Consider the following 19969-nt stretch of genomic DNA (forward strand, 5'->3'; position numbering starts at 1 on the left):
CACCAAGTCGCCTATACTTCAAGCAAACTCACTGAGCTCATTGAAGGTCGGGATAGATATACCTTTACACGTATCATCCAACCCTTACAATGTGCAGCAAATATATTTATCAAGGTTTATCTCTATGTCTATTCAATGGTTTCCGGGACTACTGAATTAAACAATCACCCCGACTCATCAAGACCAAACATACCATTTAAAACAACAGCTTATACAAATAATTCAATTCACACCCTCTCATACCAACTCACCACTCCTCATGTTCTTTGTACCCCATTATGTACCCCAAACAATGACTAGTGTAGAATATGTAACAACTTATTGGGGAGTTCATATGCCAAAGAAAACCACTAGTTTGTCTGACAAACAAATCAAAGCAGCCGAGATCAAAACGAAGGAATATATTCTGTCTGACGGAAATGGGCTTAACCTCCGCATTAGACCGAATGGCACCAAATCATGGCAGTATCGTTACACCAATCGTGTAACTGGCAAAGTTAAGAAGCTATCGCTAGGTTCATACCCGACGTTAAAGCTTGCTGATGCAAGGAAGATTGCTCAAGATCACCGAAATCAACTTGCCAACGGCGTTGACCCGCGCGAGCACATTGAGGCACTAAAGCAGGACACCATTCGTAGAGAATCTAATACTTTCATTTGCGTTGCCGAGCAATGGTTCAAAAGGAAGAAAAAAACAATTAGCAAGGATCATGCTGAGCGTGTTTGGAGAACTCTACAAATATACATATTCCCCAAATTTCAAAATGTTCCCATAGAGTCTATTACGCGTAGAGATGCCATTCAGCTCCTACGTCCTCTCGAAGAAGCCCAGAAACTTTCGACGATTAAACGAATCTGTCAGTCCCTGAATCAGATCATGGAGTATGCGGTTGATAGTGATGTAATTGATGTCAATCCATTGACTAGAATGATCAACGCGTTTGAACATCATAATGTTAAACATATGCCAACAATCCGCCCAGAAATACTTCGAGATTTCCTTTACAAGCTTAATGAAAACAACACGCTACAAGATAAAACCAAATACGTCATTCTTTGGCAACTTCACACAATGTTAAGGCCTAAAGAGGCTGCTAGAACTCGCTGGAGTTATATTGATATTCACAAAAGATGTTTGACAATGCCGCCTGAAGAAATGAAAGGCCAAAGAGCACATAAAGTTCCTTTGACTGATGAGATGATAGAGATACTAGACAAAATACGCCCTCTAAGTGAAGGTAAAGAGTTTGTCTTCCCTGGTGAGCGCAACTCTAATACCCACATAGGCGAATCCACAGCTAACGCTGCAATCAAACGCAGTCTTGGTTATAAAGGTGAGCTTGTGGCACATGGCTTACGGTCTATTGCGTCTACAGCCCTACACGAACAGGAGTTTGATTCACTGCATATTGAAGCCTGTTTGTCGCACGCTGATAGAAATACAACTAGAGCAAGCTATAATCGAACCGATTTTTTCGAGCAAAGAAAAGACATTATGGCTTGGTGGAGTGAGTTTATTATGTCGTCATCTTCATAGTATGAGGTCATTCTTAAACCCACAAGTTTAGGTTTGCGAGGCACATTTTGATTGCTTCTTCTGCGTTGGTATTTAGGGTGTTCAACAGGGGCGATGTAGCCCCCTTTAGTTACGAAACATAAAGGTCTACATAGCCCACTATGGCTAACTCATCAAATCGCCATTTCGTCCGAAAGGACGGTGTGTGAGATGTACATAACCCAAGGCACTTATAAAAATTTAGCTAACTGTGATAATAGCTTATCGATAGCATTAGCTACCTGAGCTAGTATTTTGACCTTATCTTCTGCTTTCTTTAAAGCTACTTTAGCTCCTTTAGCTTGATTAATAAGCTCTTTAACACTTCCTTGTCCTTTAGCTAGTGTGACCGAATTCTTTTTTAGTATGGCCGCATTGTAAGCATAAATTTGATCGCCCAGCTGTTCGCATTGTAGTAACAACGGTTCATCTTCTGGATCTAACATGACAGAGTCAAGGTAGCTTTGAAGTTCGTCATACATACTTTTCAATTCATCGTAAGCAATCTTGTGGTTATGATCCATTTGTTAGTCCTCTAGGCTATCGCGAAACTCTTTGATCGCATCGATCTGAGTCTTCGTTGATTTGAGCGCTTTCTTGGCGGCGTCTTTTGTTAAATCGTCATCATTTTTTAAGGATATGATTATCGATTGGTTCAACTCTTGAAGATTAACTAGAGCACTTGCAAGTTTTGTAAACTTCACATCTAGCTCGTTGATGCGGACTCGGATCTTATAAGCTTTCTTGTAAGCATCAGCTCGTTCTTCAAGTGAATGATAGAACGTCACACAACGCTTGCTATCACTGGTCTCACAACGATTAGGGTTATTAAGTAAATACAAACGAATACGTAATTCTTTTTCCAAAGAAACCCTTGTCGCTTCCTGCCAGGAATCCAACTCACCTTCTAATGATTTAAGTGCGCTTTGAACTATGCTTTCCGAATCAATGACTATTTCCTTTAAAAGCTCATAACGCATTTTCTCCGTATAAGCTCTCGCTATTGCATTCACGCTAGTTGAAAGTAACTCAACATCCTTTACATCAATCTCTCCCATTTGGGGCATCTGGGATAAAGATACCAGCGATGAATTGAGCTTCTCCGAGTATTTATCTAGGTCTTCGCTTCTATCGTCTGTCGCAAGAAGATAAATACTTTGGGAAAATGTGTTCAAGTTCTTTAGTAAGGTATCTTGGCCTTCATTGTCGATGGTAGAAATATCTAGATCAGCCCCAGTAGCCCCGTCCCTTGTTGCTTTCATAAGTTCGGCGTTAATACGCACTTCATCTGTATATTCATATACAGCAATTAGCTCATTTTGAACCTCTGTAGATTGCTTGGCGTATTCTCCTACCATTGAAACCGACTCATTAGATGCACAGCCACTAAGGCCTATCACTACCAACGAAGCGGTCGCAATAAGCTTTAACCTTGGAGCAGTGGATACTTCAAACCATCCAGTCATGGATTTACCCTTTTTACTATTGAGGAGGGGATGCACTAAGCGATACAAATTCCGTACTTAGGCAGTACATCTCTGATCACTTCTATTCGATAGGTTTTTAGCGCGTCATGGAAGAGTTTCCAGTCAGAATTTAGAAAGGATGGCGAGTATCGATAGACCAGTTGACCATCTTGCATAAAACCTTGTCCCCTCGCCCGTTGTTTCCAACTGTTATCTCCAATCTTGTCAAATGACAAATCGACCGCAGTAAAGCCAAACCTTCCATCTCGCAACCACTTAAGCCACTCGGCATGGCGAATTTCCCCATCTTCTTCATCTATGGTTGTTAGAGCATGTTCTATTAAAGTTCGCTGTTGCGAGCTCAAACCTGGTTGATTATCAATATCGACCTCAACGTCACCTTGTTTCCAACATTGCAGTGCTTTGCACATCGCATCCGCAGCTTGTAGAAATATAGAGGTATTGTCTCTTACAACGCTGTCTCCCTCACCATTTCGATAAGTCCAAGAAGCATAAGGTCTATCAGGAAAAGATAGGGCCGCACCATGCCCAAGAGGAGAAGAAGCGGATACCCCACCGCTCAACAAGTCATCTTTAATTCGTTGTAACAAAGAGCTCGCGGTCGATTCTAGACTATCTACTTTATTGTAATCGTGGATCACCCCTGCAAAACCTTGATGAGCAAAAGTATCTGCATAAACATGCATTGCAATCCCCATAAGGTGGGCACCGTAAGGCTTGTTCCAATGTGTTGCCACCATTCTCAGCATATCTCTTGCAACAGCGCTGTCTGGTTTACAAACTAAACGATGTATGAACCGTCCGTCAGGTTCAACATTTGAAGGGAAGCCCTGATTGCCAGGAAGAAAGTGGAATGGAATCCATACCTGATGATTTGCAAGCTCTTGCATATTTCGATAGTCGAGCATTTTGTGAGCGGACACAATGCGGTCATACATCGCACCATTATCAAAATGGATTGGCTTATCATTTGTTGCCTCATCTACATATTGAGCAGAATACGCAACTTTTTCAGCGTCATGATGCTCAATACCCGCATATCGAGCGATAACGTAAGTGAGAGTATGATGTCCATCTATTTGCATTCGAGCCTCCCAGGCATGATTGTCAACATTGAGCACGCAGCAACAAATAAAGTGACTGCCCCGAATGCCTAAACAGCAGAAATTTCGGCTGGCTTGCACTTCTTGAATAAACTATTTTTATCACCGCATATAGAATATGAAACGTAGGAAATATAACAGACAATGATGCTGAACTCATATGGAGCATGGATACGTAAAAGGTATGGGTCACAAATATTTATACAAATTAGTTAAATACTTGATCTAAGTAGGATATCGCTGGAAAAGAATATGCCAATGCCTCCAGAACCTAACCGTAATAAAGATATGTTTAATAGACAACGTTCTGGAGTATCTGAGGTGCGGCTATTAGCTATCAAGAACAACGCAGGAGTCCTTCGCTACCTTACACACACCTTCAGCGATATCTAGCCCTTGGACAAAGCCTGTCACCGTGTTCTTTCAGCTCAAACTGACTCACGCGGACGTTGTTAGGAAGTAAGCAGCACTCCATACAACTATATTGTATTTTCGTGTTGCCCCCCCTGAATCCCTCTTAAAGCGTTTTGTTATAAATTGGGGGGCGGTGTACTGACAAACGCTAAAAACTCTTGAGCAATGGCTGTCGTTAGTCTCTTTTTATCACCGTTTGCATTACCAAGTTGCTCAAACTCTCTTTCAATCACTAGCTGCTCTCTATAGAGCTCATCCCAAACGATACTTGCATATTTTAAGTTCCCTTGTAGGTCTGGGAATTCTGAAATCAATATAGCTTTAAAGCCTTTGTCTCTCCCCTTTTGCTTTAAGAAGCCATCCATAAACCAATTTCTGTCTTGGTTGGCAACTTTTAGCATTACAAGATGCAAAACTGAAAAACGCTCGATCATGTTCATGAAAATTGTTTTCTTCCATTCAAACAATTCGGCATCACGAGCTGAGTTTACGACAGCATTTTTTAACATCTCTCTTTTATCTAAACTGTGCTGCCTTACAGCCGATTGACTTGCTTGCAACAATGTTGTGATAAAAACATCATTGTTAACTAACTTCTCAATAGAATGTTCATGATCAACTAAATGCACGTTGATTGCATCCGTAACCTCAATCATCCATTGTATTTTTCGTGATTCCATAGGTGACTCTACTATGGAGTTAAAAACTTCTGCCGCAACACCTCCTACACCAGGAATTGATGCAAAACAACTTTTCACTATTCTATGAAGTTTATCTTCCGCAGGTTCAATTAGCGGGTCTATCAGCTCTTTGTTTATATACAATTTATTTTCTCTACTAGACGCATGATGTCACACAAATGCATAACGTTTATTAGCCGACAAATTGTCGTTTTTTACTCTACACAATGCACTCTTAGTCACATTGCTTCAATTAGTATTCAATTGGTTAAAGCTCTAAAAGGGATACTAGGCTGCAAAATGTCGCCTAAAAACGGGAACGCTAAGTTATCAACCCAAGCAGCTAGATTTGATTAGGTTCATTTCAGATTAATTGATATGAATTAGTAAAAGAGCTAACAAGGACAGTGGACAAGTAAGCTAGAGACTTTGCTCTAGCTCTATTGGTTATGATTAGGAAAAGCATCAGAAATTTCAACAAATAATCTTCATTGCTGTATTTTCAAAGGGGCCTGTTTTAGACGTTATGTACTGTGGACTTCTCTAAAGAGTTACGTAGCTTATCTAGAATGAAGCTCATGTTAGGTGATTTCAGCCTACAGACTCCTGACTTAGTAAGCTCGCCTTTCACCACTAAGTTCTCAAATTCAGCCTCAAACTTTATGCTATCAACTAAATAACGTTTATCTGCAACCATCGATGAGAAAGCCTCTCTAACGTCTTTAGTTCCAGCTACTAAAATTTTAGCTGCTGAGCTTTGCGATGTACGAATACCATAAGATGATATCTGAAGGATTCTTATGGAGTCAGCACAATCCTCAATTAAACCTAACCATCGTTCAGGAGCAACGTTAACCTCAGACAAGACCAACCCCAAGCCAGTTAAGCAGTGCAACTTGTTAGAAAACTTTCTCAAGGAACGTGGAGGTTCAGATATATACATATAGTTAGACTCGGAACTCCAGTTGAATTGACAGGTGTAGTAACTAATCGATTCAATTTCGGAAACCCCTCCAAAAGGGTCTTCAACTAAAGTTTTCTGAACAATCTTTTCGATGTATTTACCAGCTAACTTAGAGGCTGACGAAGTTGAAAGCAAAAAGCCTGTACCAGAACTTTCAGTATATTGATGCTCTTTCATCAATTTTGAAAGCTGACAGAGGGGCACAGGAAGTTCTGAATATAGCCATTTTGCTTTTATCATTTGTCACTCTCCGTATTCACTTATTGCTACCTGTAAGGCTTTCTCCGACGCATCCCTGAGCTTTACATTGTATTTATCATTCTCATAAGGTGTTGCAGATTTTCGAGTTACATTATAATCCAATGTACGACTATTGTATGGGTACACACCTCTTACCGTATACATAAACTCAGTACATAAATCTGGCTTACCGAACCGAGCTTCAAATTCTACCTTAGCCCCCTCAAAAGAAGTATCTTTAGCAGTCCATACAATTTTATATATGTAGAATCCTCGTTTATGAAGTTGTTTGAACTCTGTTGATTCTAGAACCCCTTCTCCCGCCAAGGCAGCTTTGTTGATGTACGATGCCAGTCTAGCCTCTGCACCATCATCATCTTCAAATTCATCACGCTGTTCTTGTTCGAAATGATAAACATCAACGCTGGATACGTTATCGAACTCAAAACCAGGAACGTTTCTAATTAGATAGTCAAAGAACTTGCTTCGAATTGTTGCATCAGCTAAGGATTCCAAAGAAATCGAAAACTCTTCAAGTTCTTCACCACTATCTTGAATCACCTGAGCTTTCAAAACAGCCTTGAACTGTTCAGAAACCTCTTTCGCTTTCTTTGTAGATGGCAGCTTCATAACCACTCCCTCGCCACCCTGTTCTATCTGAATTTCACAGGTTTTGATAGTACGTTGACGCAATTCAGTCTTGGTGAAATCGTGGTCAACATAAGTAACTGTTAGTGTTGTTTTGTCACCAGACTTAGTGACCTTTACAGAATCATCCCCTGAAGCAGTAAGTTGTGCTTTAACTGTCGCACAAGCATTAGTTATCTGTTTAACGTTTATGTCACCCTTTAACTTTGAATGGGTCGTTTTATCTTTACGGTTAGGGTTCTCTAAGAGTTTTCCAATCCAATTGAAGTCAGTATAACTTAACGTCAATGAGCTAATTTTTTCCGTCAGCCCCTGCTTTGAAACATTATTTGAGACCAGTACGCCTCTCTTACGCAGAAATGACACTAGTTCATTTTGGGTAACTTTCTTATGTTGAAGTGCATCAAATATATTCTTGTCAGTAGGGATATATATTGATGGGCCAGCATTAACTTTAGCCATCGTCTCGCATTCCTATTTCCATTGGATTGTAGCTCTTAGTAAAATTAGTGATGCGTTCAACCTCTATATTTGCCATTTGCTTTTTACGACCTTCATCATTTCCCCACATCTTCAGGTACTCATGTTTGGCCTTCTCAAAGCTTGTATTAGCTGTATTGGAAGCCTTCGTGAAACGAACCCTTATCGAGTAATCACCGCTGAACATCTGATAATGAGACATTGCATCGATCAGATAAATAAACTCATCTACCGTTTCACCTGACTCGTGATAATAGATTACGAATCCACTCTTAAACTCTTCGCCACTACGGTGTTTAATAATCAACCAAGGTGATGTCAGTACTTCTATTGTCGCTGGTTTATTCCATTCATCACCACACCTGCGAGCACGAATTAGATCTGGATAAAAGAATGTGTAATCCTTAGGATTTGGAAACAGGATATTGCCGTCATCACTTCTCAGCATTTTCATATCACTGACAACATCACATAGTCGCTGAATCAAGTCGGGCCCCATAACCACTAACTCATTATTATCAGCAACAGGAATCTCTTTAAAATCAACTTTCTCAAACTCACCGTGGAAGTCCTTGTCGTAAGCATTGTCATGGTTGTAGATAAAAAGCATCCCTGACACATCGCCAAAACCTACATCATCCAGGAGAAACTTACTTTGCCAACTATCACTAATATTCGCGCATTCCACAGACATCGCGAGGCTTTTGAGAGCTTTGGTTAAACTACTTTTAGTTATACTTCCAGCAGCATAACTCTTTAAATCTGTATTCAGATACTTGGTGTCACCTGAATAAGGGTCATTGTAGTAAAACACTACATCTGAAGGGTGGGTTCTCTTACTATGATGATCTGACTCACAACCCCAATCTTCATCCTTAGGCAGACAAGTATTCCATTTAAACCACTTAAAAATGTCTTTCGAGACTATTTTCGCAAGTTTTTCTATATTTCCTGTTTCCGACATTTTCCTTCCTTTTAGGTCAATATGAACCATCACACCTAAAAACTAGTTGAGTAACCTCTAATCTTATTCCAGCCCAAAGACTTAGACAATCGATAAAATACAAGTTATTGACGTAGATAAGTATTTTCAATTGAAGCAACCTCACAATCATAATCACCAAATGGCATATAAGAAGCAATTTCTGCCTTTAGCCATCGCATCAACACATATAAGGCCAAGATAAATTAATCAAATGTGGATAAATTTTAACTCTAATGAGGAAACTGGACGCAAACGTTTTTGAGATTTTGCACCTAAGCCATGTGATCACCAAGCAATCTTGTCACACAGTTAATCCTAAAGTCGAAGGTCGAAATTGTGAAAAACGTCAGAATAAAACGGCCAATTAGGAAAAACGCCAGAATAAGGAAGCTCACAAGGAAAGCAAAATGAAACGAAATGGAATATATCCGTGTCAGAGATGTTCACCCACTCTACTTCTACCGTTTTGATAGTTATGCTAAGTTTGGGTCGAAGCTCATCTAAAGGAATGATAATGAAATCATGGATAGCAATTACAGTGTTAGCCTCAGGGGTTTTGAGTGCTGCCGAATTTCGGACACCAAACTGCCCAATTGGCTGCCCTAGCCTTGAAATTGACGGTAATGTTGTCATCTTCGAACGTTTGTACGCGCTCTCTCAAAATAAGAAAACACAGTTTGCTGATTGGGTCGCATATGAAGTCGATATTCTTAACTTTGGAACAACAACTAATCGGACTTGGAAAAATAACCCTCTACTTGTTGAAGCTGAACGATTAGAGAAAGGTGATTATACTGGGGCTTCAAGTAAGCTCGATGTTGACCGTGGGCACCAGGCTCCCTTAGCCAGTTTTGTCGGCAGTCGCTATTGGCCTACTCTTAACTATCTATCGAATATCACTCCCCAATCAAAAGACTTAAACCAAGGCGCATGGAAAAACTTGGAAGAAGCAGTTAGGGATGCCGTTGGGTTTCGAGAGAACCTGTACGTTATTACTGGGACTCTCTATCGTAACGACATGGATGCTTTGCCAAAAGCTGATGAACCTCATGCAATACCTTCAGATTACTACAAAATTGTGTACGATGAGAAAGGCAATTCTGTAGCCTTTCTCATGAACCAGCACACAAGTCGAGATACTAATTACTGCACTAAAAAGCTGGCAGTAGCAGAGTTGAGATCAATCGTCCCATATACTCTGCCAACTGGTTTAACTGATAGTAATCAAATATTGGAACGTTTAGGTTGTTGATCTGTGGGGTTATTTTGGCTCGAATTCATCAGCTCCGAGCATGCTAGAGGTTGTAGCTATGCCGCGCTTCCATTTGAATATCCGACTTCCAACATGCTGTGTAACTACGAATAACTAATTAAGCTATTTAGTCCTCTACATCAAGAATTAGTCCTCTACATCAAGAACAAGAGATCTTCATAGGATTGAGATACTTAACTTACCTAGAAACAACCATGAGCTGCGCTCATGAACTCATCGAGATCTTTCAAAGCGTAGCTTTGGGATATCTTCATGAGGGTCACTTTTACTCTATATATAATATTAAGGTGAAAGTGACCCTATACACATAGACCATTTCAAATTAGCAATCCAGTGATAGAACTAACAGGTTATATTGATGACTGTACCAATGAACTGTCCAGGCGACTGCATTGTCCAACATCAAGCAACAAATCTAGTGAAGTGGATGACTTTCAAAGTTCATTACGTGAGTGACAGCGGTCGCAAGTACGATCTCGTCATACTGAGTAGTTAAATCAATATCGGTTAAGACGATCAGCAGCAACAGGTCGGGATCCGATACATCGTTCATCAAATGCAAAGCTATGTCGTCAGAATCGACCTTCATCACAGCTTGAGTCATCAATGCAAACAACTGGTTTAAACAGCTATCGCAATGAGTATTTGCGCGATGGATATACTCTAGAAAAATTGATTTAGTATTCATACGTACAGAATAATAAAAACACTCACAGTTAAAGTATTGGAATAGACTACCACCATGTGAAGAAAATCACGATTCAGTCGCTCGCGTAACGGATTGGTTCAAACAAGCTCAACTTTTAAAAGTGAGCTTTGTTAACTCGAACATCGGTTAATTAAACCGCACTTGGTTTTACAGACATTGACGGCTTCAGAATCTATACTGTATATTCATACAGTATAGATTCTGAGGTCGTAAATATGCACATTCTACCGCTTTCCCCATCCAGTATTTCTTGCTCACTCACCTCATGGGAATCACCAGCGGCTGAGTATGTTGAGCTTGGTGTTTCCCTGGATTCTGTCTTGGTAAATAACCCCAATGCCACATATCTTGCTTATGCTAATGGCGATTCCATGGAACGAATTGGCATCTTCAACGGCGACTTGTTAGTCATCGATAGAAAGCCACAAGCTCAGCATTTTGATACCGTTATTGTCAGCTTAAATGGTGCATTTATGTGCAAGATCCTTGATGTGCATAACAGGCTTTTGCTGTCAGCAAATCCTCATCATTTACCTATTGAGATCCATCCAGAAGATGCCTTTGCGATTGAAGGGGTTGTGATACGTTCTATTCGTCTACATAAACCACTGCCTGAGTTCATGTAATGTTTGCTCTTATTGATTGCAACGCTATGTATGTCGCTTGTGAACAAGTATTTCGACCTGATTTACGACACCTGCCCTGTATTGTCTTATCAAACAATGATGGTGCCGTTGTAGCAGCAAATAGGTTGGCAAATGAAGCTGGAGTTAAGAAATTTGAGCCCTATTTCAAACAAAAGACACTCATTGAAAAGCGTGGTGTGAACGTTTTTTCATCAAACTATGCTTTATATGCTGATCTGTCTGCCAAAATGATGGCCACAATTACTGCTTTCTCACCGAGGAGCCACATTTACTCAATAGACGAATGCTTTTTAGATATAAGCCATTTTTCACATGTTGAGTCAAACTTGACCTCTTTCGGTCAACGAATTCGTCAAACCGTCTGGAAAGAATGTCGACTGCCCGTTTGCTTTGGTGCTGGTGATACTTTGACACTATCCAAAATGGCCAACAGAGTTGCAAAAGTTGACAAAGAATTGAACGGTGTCTGCATCATAGATTCTGAAGACAAACGCCAACAATATTTGGCATCACAACCTGTATCTGAAGTTTGGGGCGTTGGAAGAAGATTGACACAACGTATGAAGTTAATGGGGATTGAAACGGCTCTAGATCTAGCGAATTTAAGTCCTGAACAAGCAAGGTGCTCTTTCAATGTAGAAATTGAACGAACCGTTCGTGAGTTAAATGGCCATCCTTGCAAAGCTTGGGACGAATGCAGAGCGGACAAACAACAGATATTTAGCACTCGTAGTGTCGGTAACCGAATAACGTCACTTGAAGAGCTAAAGCAAGCCCTCGCCTTTCACGCAGCCACAGTGGCAAGAAAAGCACGCAACCAAAAGAGTTCATGCGCTATTCTCATGGCTTTTGCCAACACCTCGCCTTTCGATGATTTACCACAAAATTTCAAAGACACCTGCACATTTGAATTTCCAACTAATGATACAAGTAAGTTGACTAAAGCAGTGACGTTGATGGCAACTAGACTGTTTAAACCAGGTGTCAGCTATTACAAGATTGGCGTAGGTGCGATGAACCTAGTATCAGATCGGCAGCGCCAACAAGACTTATTTTCGGAGCCTGATAACCCTTCGTTAATGAAAGCCATAGATAAACTCAATAACAAGTTGGGGCGAGATTCGATCTTCCTAGCCGCTCAAGGAACTACGCATGACTGGGCTATGAAGCGTAACTTTTTATCCCCTCAATACACTACAAAGTTAAAAGATCTACCGAGAGTGCTCTGTTAATTGAGACCCTGAAGAGTCGAGACCTGTTCTTATCAAGCTTTTGGACAAAAGCACGTTAGAGTATAGATTCTAAAGTGCCAAAATTGGATAAGATGAAGTATCTTGAAGCCTTAAAGATTTGTTAGGTTTATTTTCGGCCATAGTTTATTTGTACTATGTTGTCCATTGGCACTTCAACTACCCGACTTTCAGCATCTCTTAAGATGAGTGCTTTTGAGGTGCGCATCAATAGCTCATATTCGTGTAGCTCGTCACTTGATTTCAAAGTTAGGAGCACATCGATACCACCACCATAACGTAAATCTTGCAAGATATGTGCATAATTACTTGTATTGAACAACGCATAAGGCACCGTTACCACAGTTAGCAAGGACATTAAGAGAGCAAAGCAGACTAACATTCGTTTGTTCCATATTAGGACTAGCAGTAACACCCCTAGGAAAACTGATCTTAATAATCGCCAAACATCAAAAGAGAAGGAATCCCGATACAACTCTGCAATAGAAAAAGCACCCCACAAGCTGAAACCTAAACCAGTGCCAATTAGAAAGATCGCCCAAATAGGAAGCTCTCTTACTTTTGAGTGATAACTTAAAAAGCCACCCTTTACATCAGTTCCTAACTGCTGTAAGAGCACCGAAAAAATGACTGCATAGTAAGTAAAGAAAAGCCCCATTAAATAAACTAGCGCGAAGACAACTGCAAATACTATGAATAGAAAGAAACTGATCGTGGAAATCGTCATTGCGAGATATGGGATGCCCTCAGCTGGAATACGAAAACCACTTTGCCATGCAAAATAATAGGATGCGAACTCACTAATGATTCCTACATAACCTGCGCCAAACATTGCACTTAGTACACTCAAGATTAGGTAGCGAGCTACAGCATGAAGCGCTAAGAAACTTGTGACTATTTTCTTTATTACCTTAAACACTGAACTTCCTTTAAAACCTAACGCCAAGCGTTGCGAATCACTCTAAAATGCTTTGCTAGCACACTAATTTTGTTCGACACTGCAACGTAAGATTCTGATGTATATCGAAAAGCTCTGTCGCTTTTTGATTTAGTAACTTGATGTCCTCTTCGTATTCTTTGGGGATATTATATGCCCTGAGGTACTCCTCTGTGAGAACACTTTGACGTCCACTTCTAAGTGGCCCCGTCTTTCTACCAATTAAAATACTCAATTCACGACTTTTAGCCCAAAAATCCATTTTGATAGTTTCTAGTGACTCATCTAGAAATCTTTTTTCTGGGCAATCCCAATCATATACAAATTGGTCAATTGGGTGAAAACGACTTAAATCAAATGTGTTGCCAAAGTCATGTTGTTCCAAAAACTGAGCTGCACCAGATGTAGATGGTAACAAAGCTATAAACTCATTAAATAGCTTTCGGTCTACTTCCTTTTCTTTTTCTGAATCCATATGAGTCTGAATACTTTCTTGCAACACTAACCATTTACAAAACACATTGTGTACCAACGCAATTGCAATCAAAGAGAAACCCAGCCAATAGTCAGCAGAGCTGCTCCCTAACTCAGCCAATGTAAGCTTTTCACCACTATTTAAATTAAAAGACTCAATTAGGAAATTTAAGATAATTTGCTTTAACGGCATTGGGGCAAGGATAACAGAAGCTCCGAGCGTCACTACAAACCAAGTGACCTTATTGGCAAAATCTGGAAAAAACCATTTTCGCCCTAACTTAATGAGAAAAGTTTTTACTTCTTGTTTACTAAACATACTATCTAATAACCTGAACCATAGTGTGTGCTAACGCCCTTAAATTACTTGTTATGTGAATTTTTCCATTGAATTAGCTATAAACTCATTCTTTTCGTCTATTAGAAATCGATAATTTCCAGCTTTTAGATTTTCTTCATTGAACTCTCCATTGGGACAAGTGACCTTACCCAGATAATCAGAGACTTTTGAATATAAAACCCTACCAAATTCTTCTTTTGTAAAAGGCTCCATATCCATAGTCTCTGGTAATTCAGTATGAATACTCAGTGATTGTGTTGCTCGGTCGAATTTAGTGAAAAACCTAGGTCTGTACTTGAGCTTGTCATTAATTAGTGTCACATGAGCCAAGATTTCACGCAACTGAAGCGGAGAACAAGATCCTGTTATTTTTTCAAGAATTGGGGCAAGAAAGTACGCACTAGCACATGAATCATCTAGCACCGAAACTATAGCGACGTCACCAATACGAAGCATGATCGTATTGCTTGCGTAAGTATCACAGAAATCGAACTGGGAGTAGTTTGAACTTACAGTAGCAGGCAAAATAATCATTGAACCAAAACAACGTTCATCAAACTCAACACCTGTTTTTAGAGTCCGTATTAAACAATGTATATGGTGCATGAAACTCCAATCATAATCGCTGGCAATAGTCTCTTCCCCCTTACGCATATCCAAGTGCTTTCTTAAGAAAGAGTCTTTCAAATGAGTTTTAAAGAAAATTAGCGCAAGCCATAGAAACAACTTTTGCGTGCCATTCTGGTATATATACTTATTTAACGAATCATGACCATTATCAAATGCACATTTGATCTCAGCCTCAACCGTTTCTCCAAGAAAGGAATTACAACTCGTACAACAAGGAACAACATATCGTCCATATGGTATTTGTGCTTTATTTGGTAACGTGATTTTCTCTTTATATAAGTCTAGCTTTCTCAGAACCCACTTGGGAATGACATGTTCGTCATTAAATGAAGTATTAGTTGGCGAAGCACCACACATAAAGCAATGTTCACCCAGACAAATGTCAGACACAAATCGGTCTAAGCCGAAACTTAAAACGTTACCCTCGGAGTCTTCGACCGTACCATCTTGATATCTAACAACAATCTTCATTCCTTTCTCCATTCACATAACGCTTATTAGTCGATAAACTGTCGTCTTTTTCTTCTATATGATGCACTCTTAATCATATTAATTCAATTAACAATCAATAAGTTAAAGTAAGGCAAGGGATACTAAGCTGCAAAATGTCGCCTAAAAAGGGGGACGCTAACTTCTCGATTCAAGTGGATAAGTTTAAGTAGGCCAAACTCAGATTAACAAGATATGAATGAGTAAAAGATCTAACACTAAATGGGGCATTTTTGTGTTAAAAAGTGCCACGGGTAAAAATTCAACCTATAAAGGTTCTGGAGAGGAGTTAAGGTCTTAATACTGACTATCCAAGAAAAGATCTGTAACGGGGAGCCAAAAGCATCAGAGCAAAAGGCCTGGCCCCACCCTTATCAAGTACGATGGCAATCAAATGTGCTTTTGCTCATTCCGTCTTTGATGACTCAAGTATGTATGCCGTTAATCTACTGACTTATTGGTGCTAATTAGCGCATCATTTAGTTCAGCAAGTACACGTAAGACAAATTCCTTATCCTTGGGTGAATCAAAGCGGTATTCGAAGTAGTCATCTAAATCGTTTACTGCCTTTACATAAGCTTCAATAACTTGAGCCTTGTTGATCATGCCGTTAGCATTTATTGCGGTCATAACACTCACTACCCTGTAACTTTATTAATAACTAAGCTTCGAAAGTCTTGCTGCTCTTTAGAGTTTGCTCTCGGATGAGCTATCCTGTAGCAATCCATACCATTACTAGTAAATCTCCAGTACTTTTTGCTCTCCAGTTCCTTCGTTTCATACCCTCCAAAATACTTGTTCATGACAAGTTTAATTGTCTCATCGTTTTTACGATTACATCCAACTGCGAACACAATACTATCGGGCTTACAAAATTTGATCGTCTCAACCAAAAGCTCTGCGGATAACTTTTGAATAACCGAGAACTCTTCTTTACCGCGCCGTTGTGGCGATACCCCGTTATAATCCCAAGCATACAAGTTGGCATAAATAAGTTGTTGAGGGCTGAGAGAAAGCTCTTGAGCAAGCTTGGAGTAGAATCGTTTAAAGTGAGAACGATGAGAAGCTTTTAACTCTCCGCCTTTCTTGTCCAATAAATGCCAAGAATATCGTTCAAACGCTTCATCAATGATAGATCGTAGGTTTTTAGTATCATTATGCTTAACAATGCGACTTATCGTATTTTTATTGTTGAGCGTATTCCATCTAGCAGTTTCCCTTCCTACTATCATTACGCGCCTATTGGCAGAACTAAACTCCTCAAACGGATAAGGTAGAAAAACTCCTGAATACCTGTCTTCACCATTGATAAAGTCAGTACTATTAAGATCTTTTAGTACCGATTCATAGTTAGATTTTAGTAAGTTTAAGTCCATTTTTTTACCGTAATACTTTGTTTTTCAAGGTATAGAGTATAACTTACCCATACTCATCAAACATTGAACCTTGTCAAAGCCACTGATATACATAAGGCCACGCTATGCAAAATATTTGCGAAGGACTTTTAAAAATTTGTCCTGAACTAAAGTATGTAAATGGATACATTATCTTTGGTTCGCTTTCAGACCTACCACCATACAACCAGTCGTATTACATAAATTGGCGAACAGATAGTGATGACTACTCAGAAGTGGATACAAAGGCCAAAGATATTGAAGAGTACATTACAGATATTTTGAAGCAATACACGTCCCCTAGCAAATCTCCTCATGGGTACTTCAAGATTAAATCTAGAATCATAGAATTTCAGCTAACAACACAAGATATCGTAGACACAATCTTGGATAACATAGATAAGGTAAATCAGCTGAAGGATTTTCGTATATAAAAACCTATACTCTTCCCTGTATAAAGAAAGTGTCTAACATCCAACTAGACTTACCATTAAGCCTAGTTGGATAACGAACGATGTAAAACGCCGTCCAACTCGCAAAATTCAAGGCCAAATATTCACCTAGTTTGCCACCATGACAATGCCCTATTTTTGTTTCTTTGACCGCTTTTTGTCTCTCACCCACAGTACAGAACCGTTCGTTTTTTTCATTTCAAATAGATCAATTGCCACAAACAGATCGCTTAGTTTTTTGAACCCGTAATTCCGTTGGTCAAATGAAGCATGATTAGATATATGGTTGCCAATTGGCCCCAAACTAGCCCATCCATTTTCCTCTTCAGTTGCCTCTACTGCTTGGCGCAGTAGATTCATTAAACGTGTATCTCTATGTAGCTGCTTGTCTTTTACTACTGGATGACGAGCCTCTCTGGGGTCATCATCCAGATACAAGAACTTAGAACAACTATTAACAAATGGCGACGGAGCCTTTCTTTCTCCAAAACCAATAACGGTTTTACCATCAGCCAAGGTTCGAGTTACTAAGGGCGTAAAGTCGCAATCAGATGAAACTAAGCAAATTACATCAATATCTTTTGTATATAGGACATCCATTACATCGATCACTAATGCCATGTCAGTCGCATTTTTACCTCTTGTTAGATCAAATTGCTGAATTGGCTGTATCGCATGTTCATGCAGAACATCCTCCCATGCCTTAAGGTTCTGGTTTTTCCAGTTGCCATATGCCTTCCGAATATTAACAACTCCATAACGAGCGAGCTCCGACAGGATTTTATCTATCTTTTTAGCTGGAGCGTTATCGGCATCGATGAAAAGGCCAATTTTTTCTTTTTCTTCTTTCATTTTATTATCCTAGCTTTCTGAAGTTATATAACCCTTTGCTCATCCTACACTTGGTTATTAAACCAGCACGTAAGCTCCTGGAATATGCCCTCCAGCTTTAGCTATGTTTTGCTTAAGTTCGTAGAGGTTATCTTGCTCTAAACCTTGCCATTTCCTAAGTTCTTCTATCTGTCTAAACAAATCCAAAGTATTAACATTCTTAATCACTGCTATTCGATCACGTTCGCCAACGGCGGCATCGTAGTTGCACCATTCGAAACCCTCGGGGATAGTAGATTCATGAGAAAGGTCTGATGGCTCTAAGTTACCGTGAGACATGTGGATCAATAGGTGATAGTTCATGTTCTCACTCAAATACACCTCTACACGTATAGTGTTCCAATTATCCAATTTTGGTAGGTCACGTATGGATGGAAGGTAGTCACTAATTAGCCTGATTAACTCTTTCTCTACCAGTTCGTTCGCTGGCCCATCATGCATTGAATGTTCTGGCATAAATGCAGCTATTCGCTTTCCAGTTAGAACAATAGGTGTTTTTGGTACAATAAGGTCAAGTCCATGATTGGTTTCACAACCAAATTGAAACTCGTCAAGCGCCTCGTTGAGTGACCACAATTGCCTAAAAACATGAAACGTCCCTTTGTCTGAAATCTGAAAACCATGTGACTTAGTAATCGAAGAAAGTTGCTCAATGGAGGAACTCGTTACTATTCTATTGAATTCAATATCTTTACAAACTTTCGCAAATTCATCGGACTTTAATAGTAGGTTTACACTTCTAATCTGGTCATCTCTAGATGACGATTCAAAAAAACACATATTAAGAACCTCATCAATAACGCGGGTGGTAGACATGTATTGATAAACGTCACGCTGAAATCGATTCAAAGTTACAGGTATGTACTGCTCAAAGAACGACTCTAAGCTATCGTACAACTCTGCGAGCTCAAATCGACCAGGATCTCTTTTAGGTGACCCACACAAATCAATAATCTGCCTTATTTGGTTAGGCGTAACTTTAAGTGGTTTCTGTAAATTTTTGAGTTCGCTCAACCTTGATTCTGGAATACCAAAATCTTGCGCGAGATCTTTCTGCTTCTTACCCAAATTTTCGTAAAATGCAATAGCATGATTAATCCACCTAATGGACTCTTCTTTAGTCATGTTCATATTTAGACTTCCTCTTCATTCGTTGTAAGCAGACTATCACCAACAACAAAAGCTGTAATTACATAATTTATGTAATTATCCGTAATTTGTTACACGGAAAGGTATTCCCATTAAGCACAAACAGATCAGATAGAAGCCTATGCCTGCTATTAGAGAACTAGCCCACAGAAAAATTAACGTCAGCATTACTGAGAATCAAACTATTCTTAGACATCTTGCATCCCTCTTCTTGAACTCGACTCTTAATTTTGTCCGCTAATTTTCCAGTGTTTGTACGTCTACATAATTCATTTAACTAATTTTGTTTATTTCAAATAAAAATCTTGTGGAAAATGACTAACTTTTGTTAGTTGTTTATAAATAAAATTTGGTTATATTTAATTAAAAACAAACACACTTGAGAATATGTTTACCTTAATAAATATGGTTTTTAGAACATCAAAAGGCGTAATATTAAAATAAATTTAAAAACATAACAATTAAAAATTTCAATGTCAGTTGATTAATAAATAATTAAACTTTATTATATAAGAATGAATGCAAATAAACGGTTATTCATAGATCTTTAAAAACTTAGTAATTAACTAATTCAAGAAAAACACCTTATCTAAAATTAGTAAACATATAATTCAGCGCACACGCGCACTGCAAAACAATTAAGAATAAAGCTTTTTAGCTACCCTAAATTCAAATAGTAAGCTTGTTCTTATTTTTCATATATTTAAATAATTAGCAAGCTGGAGTTTCAGAGGATACGTAACTTCGTTACTACCTCTTCAACTGCTTGAACTCCGTT

20 protein-coding genes are annotated in these 19969 nt (G+C 39.2%); 5 read left to right on the forward strand and 15 right to left on the reverse strand.

Annotation, left to right across the window (positions count from 1 at the left end; all coding sequences use genetic code 11):
- Nucleotides 1–334 precede the first annotated feature (334 nt).
- Nucleotides 335–1537, forward strand: coding sequence for an integrase arm-type DNA-binding domain-containing protein (locus tag MSG35_RS00070; protein ID WP_016788543.1), 1203 nt, complete (start codon nt 335–337; stop codon nt 1535–1537).
- Nucleotides 1538–1746: 209 nt separating this feature from the next.
- On the opposite strand, the gene MSG35_RS00075 is transcribed toward MSG35_RS00070, so the two are convergent.
- From MSG35_RS00075 to MSG35_RS00105, 7 genes are all read right to left on the reverse strand, one after another.
- Nucleotides 1747–2079: a hypothetical protein gene (locus MSG35_RS00075; RefSeq protein WP_017089387.1), complete on the reverse strand. Its 333-nt coding sequence runs from the start codon at nt 2077–2079 to the stop codon at nt 1747–1749.
- A gap of 3 nt (nt 2080–2082) precedes the next feature.
- Nucleotides 2083–3021: a hypothetical protein gene (locus tag MSG35_RS00080; RefSeq protein ID WP_017089388.1), complete on the reverse strand. Its 939-nt coding sequence runs from the start codon at nt 3019–3021 to the stop codon at nt 2083–2085.
- Nucleotides 3022–3056: 35 nt separating this feature from the next.
- A complete protein-coding gene (locus tag MSG35_RS00085; protein ID WP_248382392.1) occupies nt 3057–4127 on the reverse strand; it encodes a DUF6765 family protein in 1071 nt (356 codons plus the stop codon).
- Between the two features lie 548 nt (nt 4128–4675).
- Complete coding sequence (locus MSG35_RS00090) at nt 4676–5383, reverse strand: hypothetical protein (RefSeq protein WP_248382393.1); 708 nt, start codon at nt 5381–5383, stop codon at nt 4676–4678.
- Nucleotides 5384–5756: 373 nt separating this feature from the next.
- Nucleotides 5757–6443: a hypothetical protein gene (locus tag MSG35_RS00095; protein ID WP_248382394.1), complete on the reverse strand. Its 687-nt coding sequence runs from the start codon at nt 6441–6443 to the stop codon at nt 5757–5759.
- A gap of 3 nt (nt 6444–6446) precedes the next feature.
- On the reverse strand, nt 6447–7553 hold the full coding sequence (locus tag MSG35_RS00100) for a hypothetical protein (RefSeq protein WP_248382395.1): 1107 nt from the start codon (nt 7551–7553) through the stop codon (nt 6447–6449).
- A complete protein-coding gene (locus tag MSG35_RS00105) occupies nt 7546–8535 on the reverse strand; it encodes a hypothetical protein (RefSeq protein ID WP_248382396.1) in 990 nt (329 codons plus the stop codon). The genes MSG35_RS00100 and MSG35_RS00105 overlap by 8 nt, the downstream gene beginning before the upstream one ends.
- Nucleotides 8536–9070: 535 nt before the next feature.
- Here MSG35_RS00105 and MSG35_RS00110 point away from each other — a divergent pair.
- The gene (locus tag MSG35_RS00110; protein ID WP_248382397.1) at nt 9071–9808 is read left to right on the forward strand and encodes a DNA/RNA non-specific endonuclease; all 738 of its coding nucleotides are present in this window, start codon (nt 9071–9073) and stop codon (nt 9806–9808) included.
- 436 nt (nt 9809–10244) lie between these two features.
- Here MSG35_RS00110 and MSG35_RS00115 read toward each other — a convergent pair whose 3' ends face one another.
- Nucleotides 10245–10517: a hypothetical protein gene (locus MSG35_RS00115; protein ID WP_016796877.1), complete on the reverse strand. Its 273-nt coding sequence runs from the start codon at nt 10515–10517 to the stop codon at nt 10245–10247.
- Nucleotides 10518–10753: 236 nt separating this feature from the next.
- Here MSG35_RS00115 and MSG35_RS00120 point away from each other — a divergent pair, with 236 nt between their 5' ends.
- Together MSG35_RS00120 and MSG35_RS00125 are read left to right on the forward strand one after the other, a co-directional pair.
- The gene (locus MSG35_RS00120) at nt 10754–11164 is read left to right on the forward strand and encodes a S24 family peptidase (protein WP_050648101.1); all 411 of its coding nucleotides are present in this window, start codon (nt 10754–10756) and stop codon (nt 11162–11164) included.
- Nucleotides 11164–12417, forward strand: coding sequence for a Y-family DNA polymerase (locus MSG35_RS00125; RefSeq protein ID WP_248382398.1), 1254 nt, complete (start codon nt 11164–11166; stop codon nt 12415–12417). The genes MSG35_RS00120 and MSG35_RS00125 overlap by 1 nt, the downstream gene beginning before the upstream one ends.
- A 127-nt stretch (nt 12418–12544) precedes the next feature.
- On the opposite strand, the gene MSG35_RS00130 is transcribed toward MSG35_RS00125, so the two are convergent.
- The 5 genes from MSG35_RS00130 to MSG35_RS00150 form a co-directional block, all read right to left on the reverse strand.
- Nucleotides 12545–13354: a hypothetical protein gene (locus MSG35_RS00130; RefSeq protein WP_248382399.1), complete on the reverse strand. Its 810-nt coding sequence runs from the start codon at nt 13352–13354 to the stop codon at nt 12545–12547.
- 55 nt (nt 13355–13409) lie between these two features.
- The gene (locus MSG35_RS00135) at nt 13410–14165 is read right to left on the reverse strand and encodes a hypothetical protein (protein ID WP_248382400.1); all 756 of its coding nucleotides are present in this window, start codon (nt 14163–14165) and stop codon (nt 13410–13412) included.
- Nucleotides 14166–14216: 51 nt separating this feature from the next.
- Entirely contained in the window at nt 14217–15287 is a 1071-nt protein-coding gene (locus tag MSG35_RS00140) for a hypothetical protein (RefSeq protein ID WP_248382401.1), read from the reverse strand.
- Between the two features lie 459 nt (nt 15288–15746).
- Nucleotides 15747–15935, reverse strand: a complete 189-nt coding sequence (locus MSG35_RS00145; protein WP_102424193.1) for a hypothetical protein — start codon at nt 15933–15935, stop codon at nt 15747–15749.
- An 8-nt stretch (nt 15936–15943) separates the two neighbouring features.
- Nucleotides 15944–16681 (reverse strand): hypothetical protein, encoded by a 738-nt coding sequence (locus MSG35_RS00150; protein WP_248382402.1) that lies wholly within the window; start codon nt 16679–16681, stop codon nt 15944–15946.
- Nucleotides 16682–16785: 104 nt separating this feature from the next.
- Here MSG35_RS00150 and MSG35_RS00155 point away from each other — a divergent pair, with 104 nt between their 5' ends.
- Nucleotides 16786–17133 carry a hypothetical protein gene (locus MSG35_RS00155; RefSeq protein ID WP_248382403.1) on the forward strand — a complete coding sequence of 116 codons (348 nt, stop codon included), beginning with the start codon at nt 16786–16788 and terminating at the stop codon, nt 17131–17133.
- Between the two features lie 150 nt (nt 17134–17283).
- Here the strand turns inward: MSG35_RS00155 and MSG35_RS00160 are convergent, their stop codons facing one another.
- Both MSG35_RS00160 and MSG35_RS00165 read right to left on the reverse strand, forming a co-directional pair.
- A complete protein-coding gene (locus tag MSG35_RS00160; RefSeq protein WP_108338741.1) occupies nt 17284–18003 on the reverse strand; it encodes an NYN domain-containing protein in 720 nt (239 codons plus the stop codon).
- 57 nt (nt 18004–18060) lie between these two features.
- Entirely contained in the window at nt 18061–19173 is a 1113-nt protein-coding gene (locus MSG35_RS00165) for an XRE family transcriptional regulator (RefSeq protein WP_248382404.1), read from the reverse strand.
- Between the last annotated feature and the right edge of the window lie 796 nt (nt 19174–19969).

Origin of the sequence: Vibrio sp. 1CM23M, assembly GCF_023161755.1 — a bacterium.
GTDB lineage: Bacteria > Pseudomonadota > Gammaproteobacteria > Enterobacterales > Vibrionaceae > Vibrio > Vibrio coralliirubri.

What these genes read in the sequence shown, in the direction of transcription:
- MSG35_RS00070 (WP_016788543.1), top strand. Translation starts at nt 335, where the DNA reads ATGCCAAAGAAAACCACTAGTTTGTCTGACAAACAAATCAAAGCAGCC.
- MSG35_RS00075 (WP_017089387.1), bottom strand. Translation starts at nt 2,079, where the DNA reads ATGGATCATAACCACAAGATTGCTTACGATGAATTGAAAAGTATGTAT.
- MSG35_RS00080 (WP_017089388.1), bottom strand. Translation starts at nt 3,021, where the DNA reads ATGACTGGATGGTTTGAAGTATCCACTGCTCCAAGGTTAAAGCTTATT.
- MSG35_RS00085 (WP_248382392.1), bottom strand. Translation starts at nt 4,127, where the DNA reads ATGCAAATAGATGGACATCATACTCTCACTTACGTTATCGCTCGATAT.
- MSG35_RS00095 (WP_248382394.1), bottom strand. Translation starts at nt 6,443, where the DNA reads ATGATAAAAGCAAAATGGCTATATTCAGAACTTCCTGTGCCCCTCTGT.
- MSG35_RS00100 (WP_248382395.1), bottom strand. Translation starts at nt 7,553, where the DNA reads ATGGCTAAAGTTAATGCTGGCCCATCAATATATATCCCTACTGACAAG.
- MSG35_RS00105 (WP_248382396.1), bottom strand. Translation starts at nt 8,535, where the DNA reads ATGTCGGAAACAGGAAATATAGAAAAACTTGCGAAAATAGTCTCGAAA.
- MSG35_RS00110 (WP_248382397.1), top strand. Translation starts at nt 9,071, where the DNA reads ATGAAATCATGGATAGCAATTACAGTGTTAGCCTCAGGGGTTTTGAGT.
- MSG35_RS00115 (WP_016796877.1), bottom strand. Translation starts at nt 10,517, where the DNA reads ATGAATACTAAATCAATTTTTCTAGAGTATATCCATCGCGCAAATACT.
- MSG35_RS00120 (WP_050648101.1), top strand. Translation starts at nt 10,754, where the DNA reads ATGCACATTCTACCGCTTTCCCCATCCAGTATTTCTTGCTCACTCACC.
- MSG35_RS00125 (WP_248382398.1), top strand. Translation starts at nt 11,164, where the DNA reads ATGTTTGCTCTTATTGATTGCAACGCTATGTATGTCGCTTGTGAACAA.
- MSG35_RS00135 (WP_248382400.1), bottom strand. Translation starts at nt 14,165, where the DNA reads ATGTTTAGTAAACAAGAAGTAAAAACTTTTCTCATTAAGTTAGGGCGA.
- MSG35_RS00140 (WP_248382401.1), bottom strand. Translation starts at nt 15,287, where the DNA reads ATGAAGATTGTTGTTAGATATCAAGATGGTACGGTCGAAGACTCCGAG.
- MSG35_RS00145 (WP_102424193.1), bottom strand. Translation starts at nt 15,935, where the DNA reads ATGACCGCAATAAATGCTAACGGCATGATCAACAAGGCTCAAGTTATT.
- MSG35_RS00150 (WP_248382402.1), bottom strand. Translation starts at nt 16,681, where the DNA reads ATGGACTTAAACTTACTAAAATCTAACTATGAATCGGTACTAAAAGAT.
- MSG35_RS00155 (WP_248382403.1), top strand. Translation starts at nt 16,786, where the DNA reads ATGCAAAATATTTGCGAAGGACTTTTAAAAATTTGTCCTGAACTAAAG.
- MSG35_RS00160 (WP_108338741.1), bottom strand. Translation starts at nt 18,003, where the DNA reads ATGAAAGAAGAAAAAGAAAAAATTGGCCTTTTCATCGATGCCGATAAC.
- MSG35_RS00165 (WP_248382404.1), bottom strand. Translation starts at nt 19,173, where the DNA reads ATGAACATGACTAAAGAAGAGTCCATTAGGTGGATTAATCATGCTATT.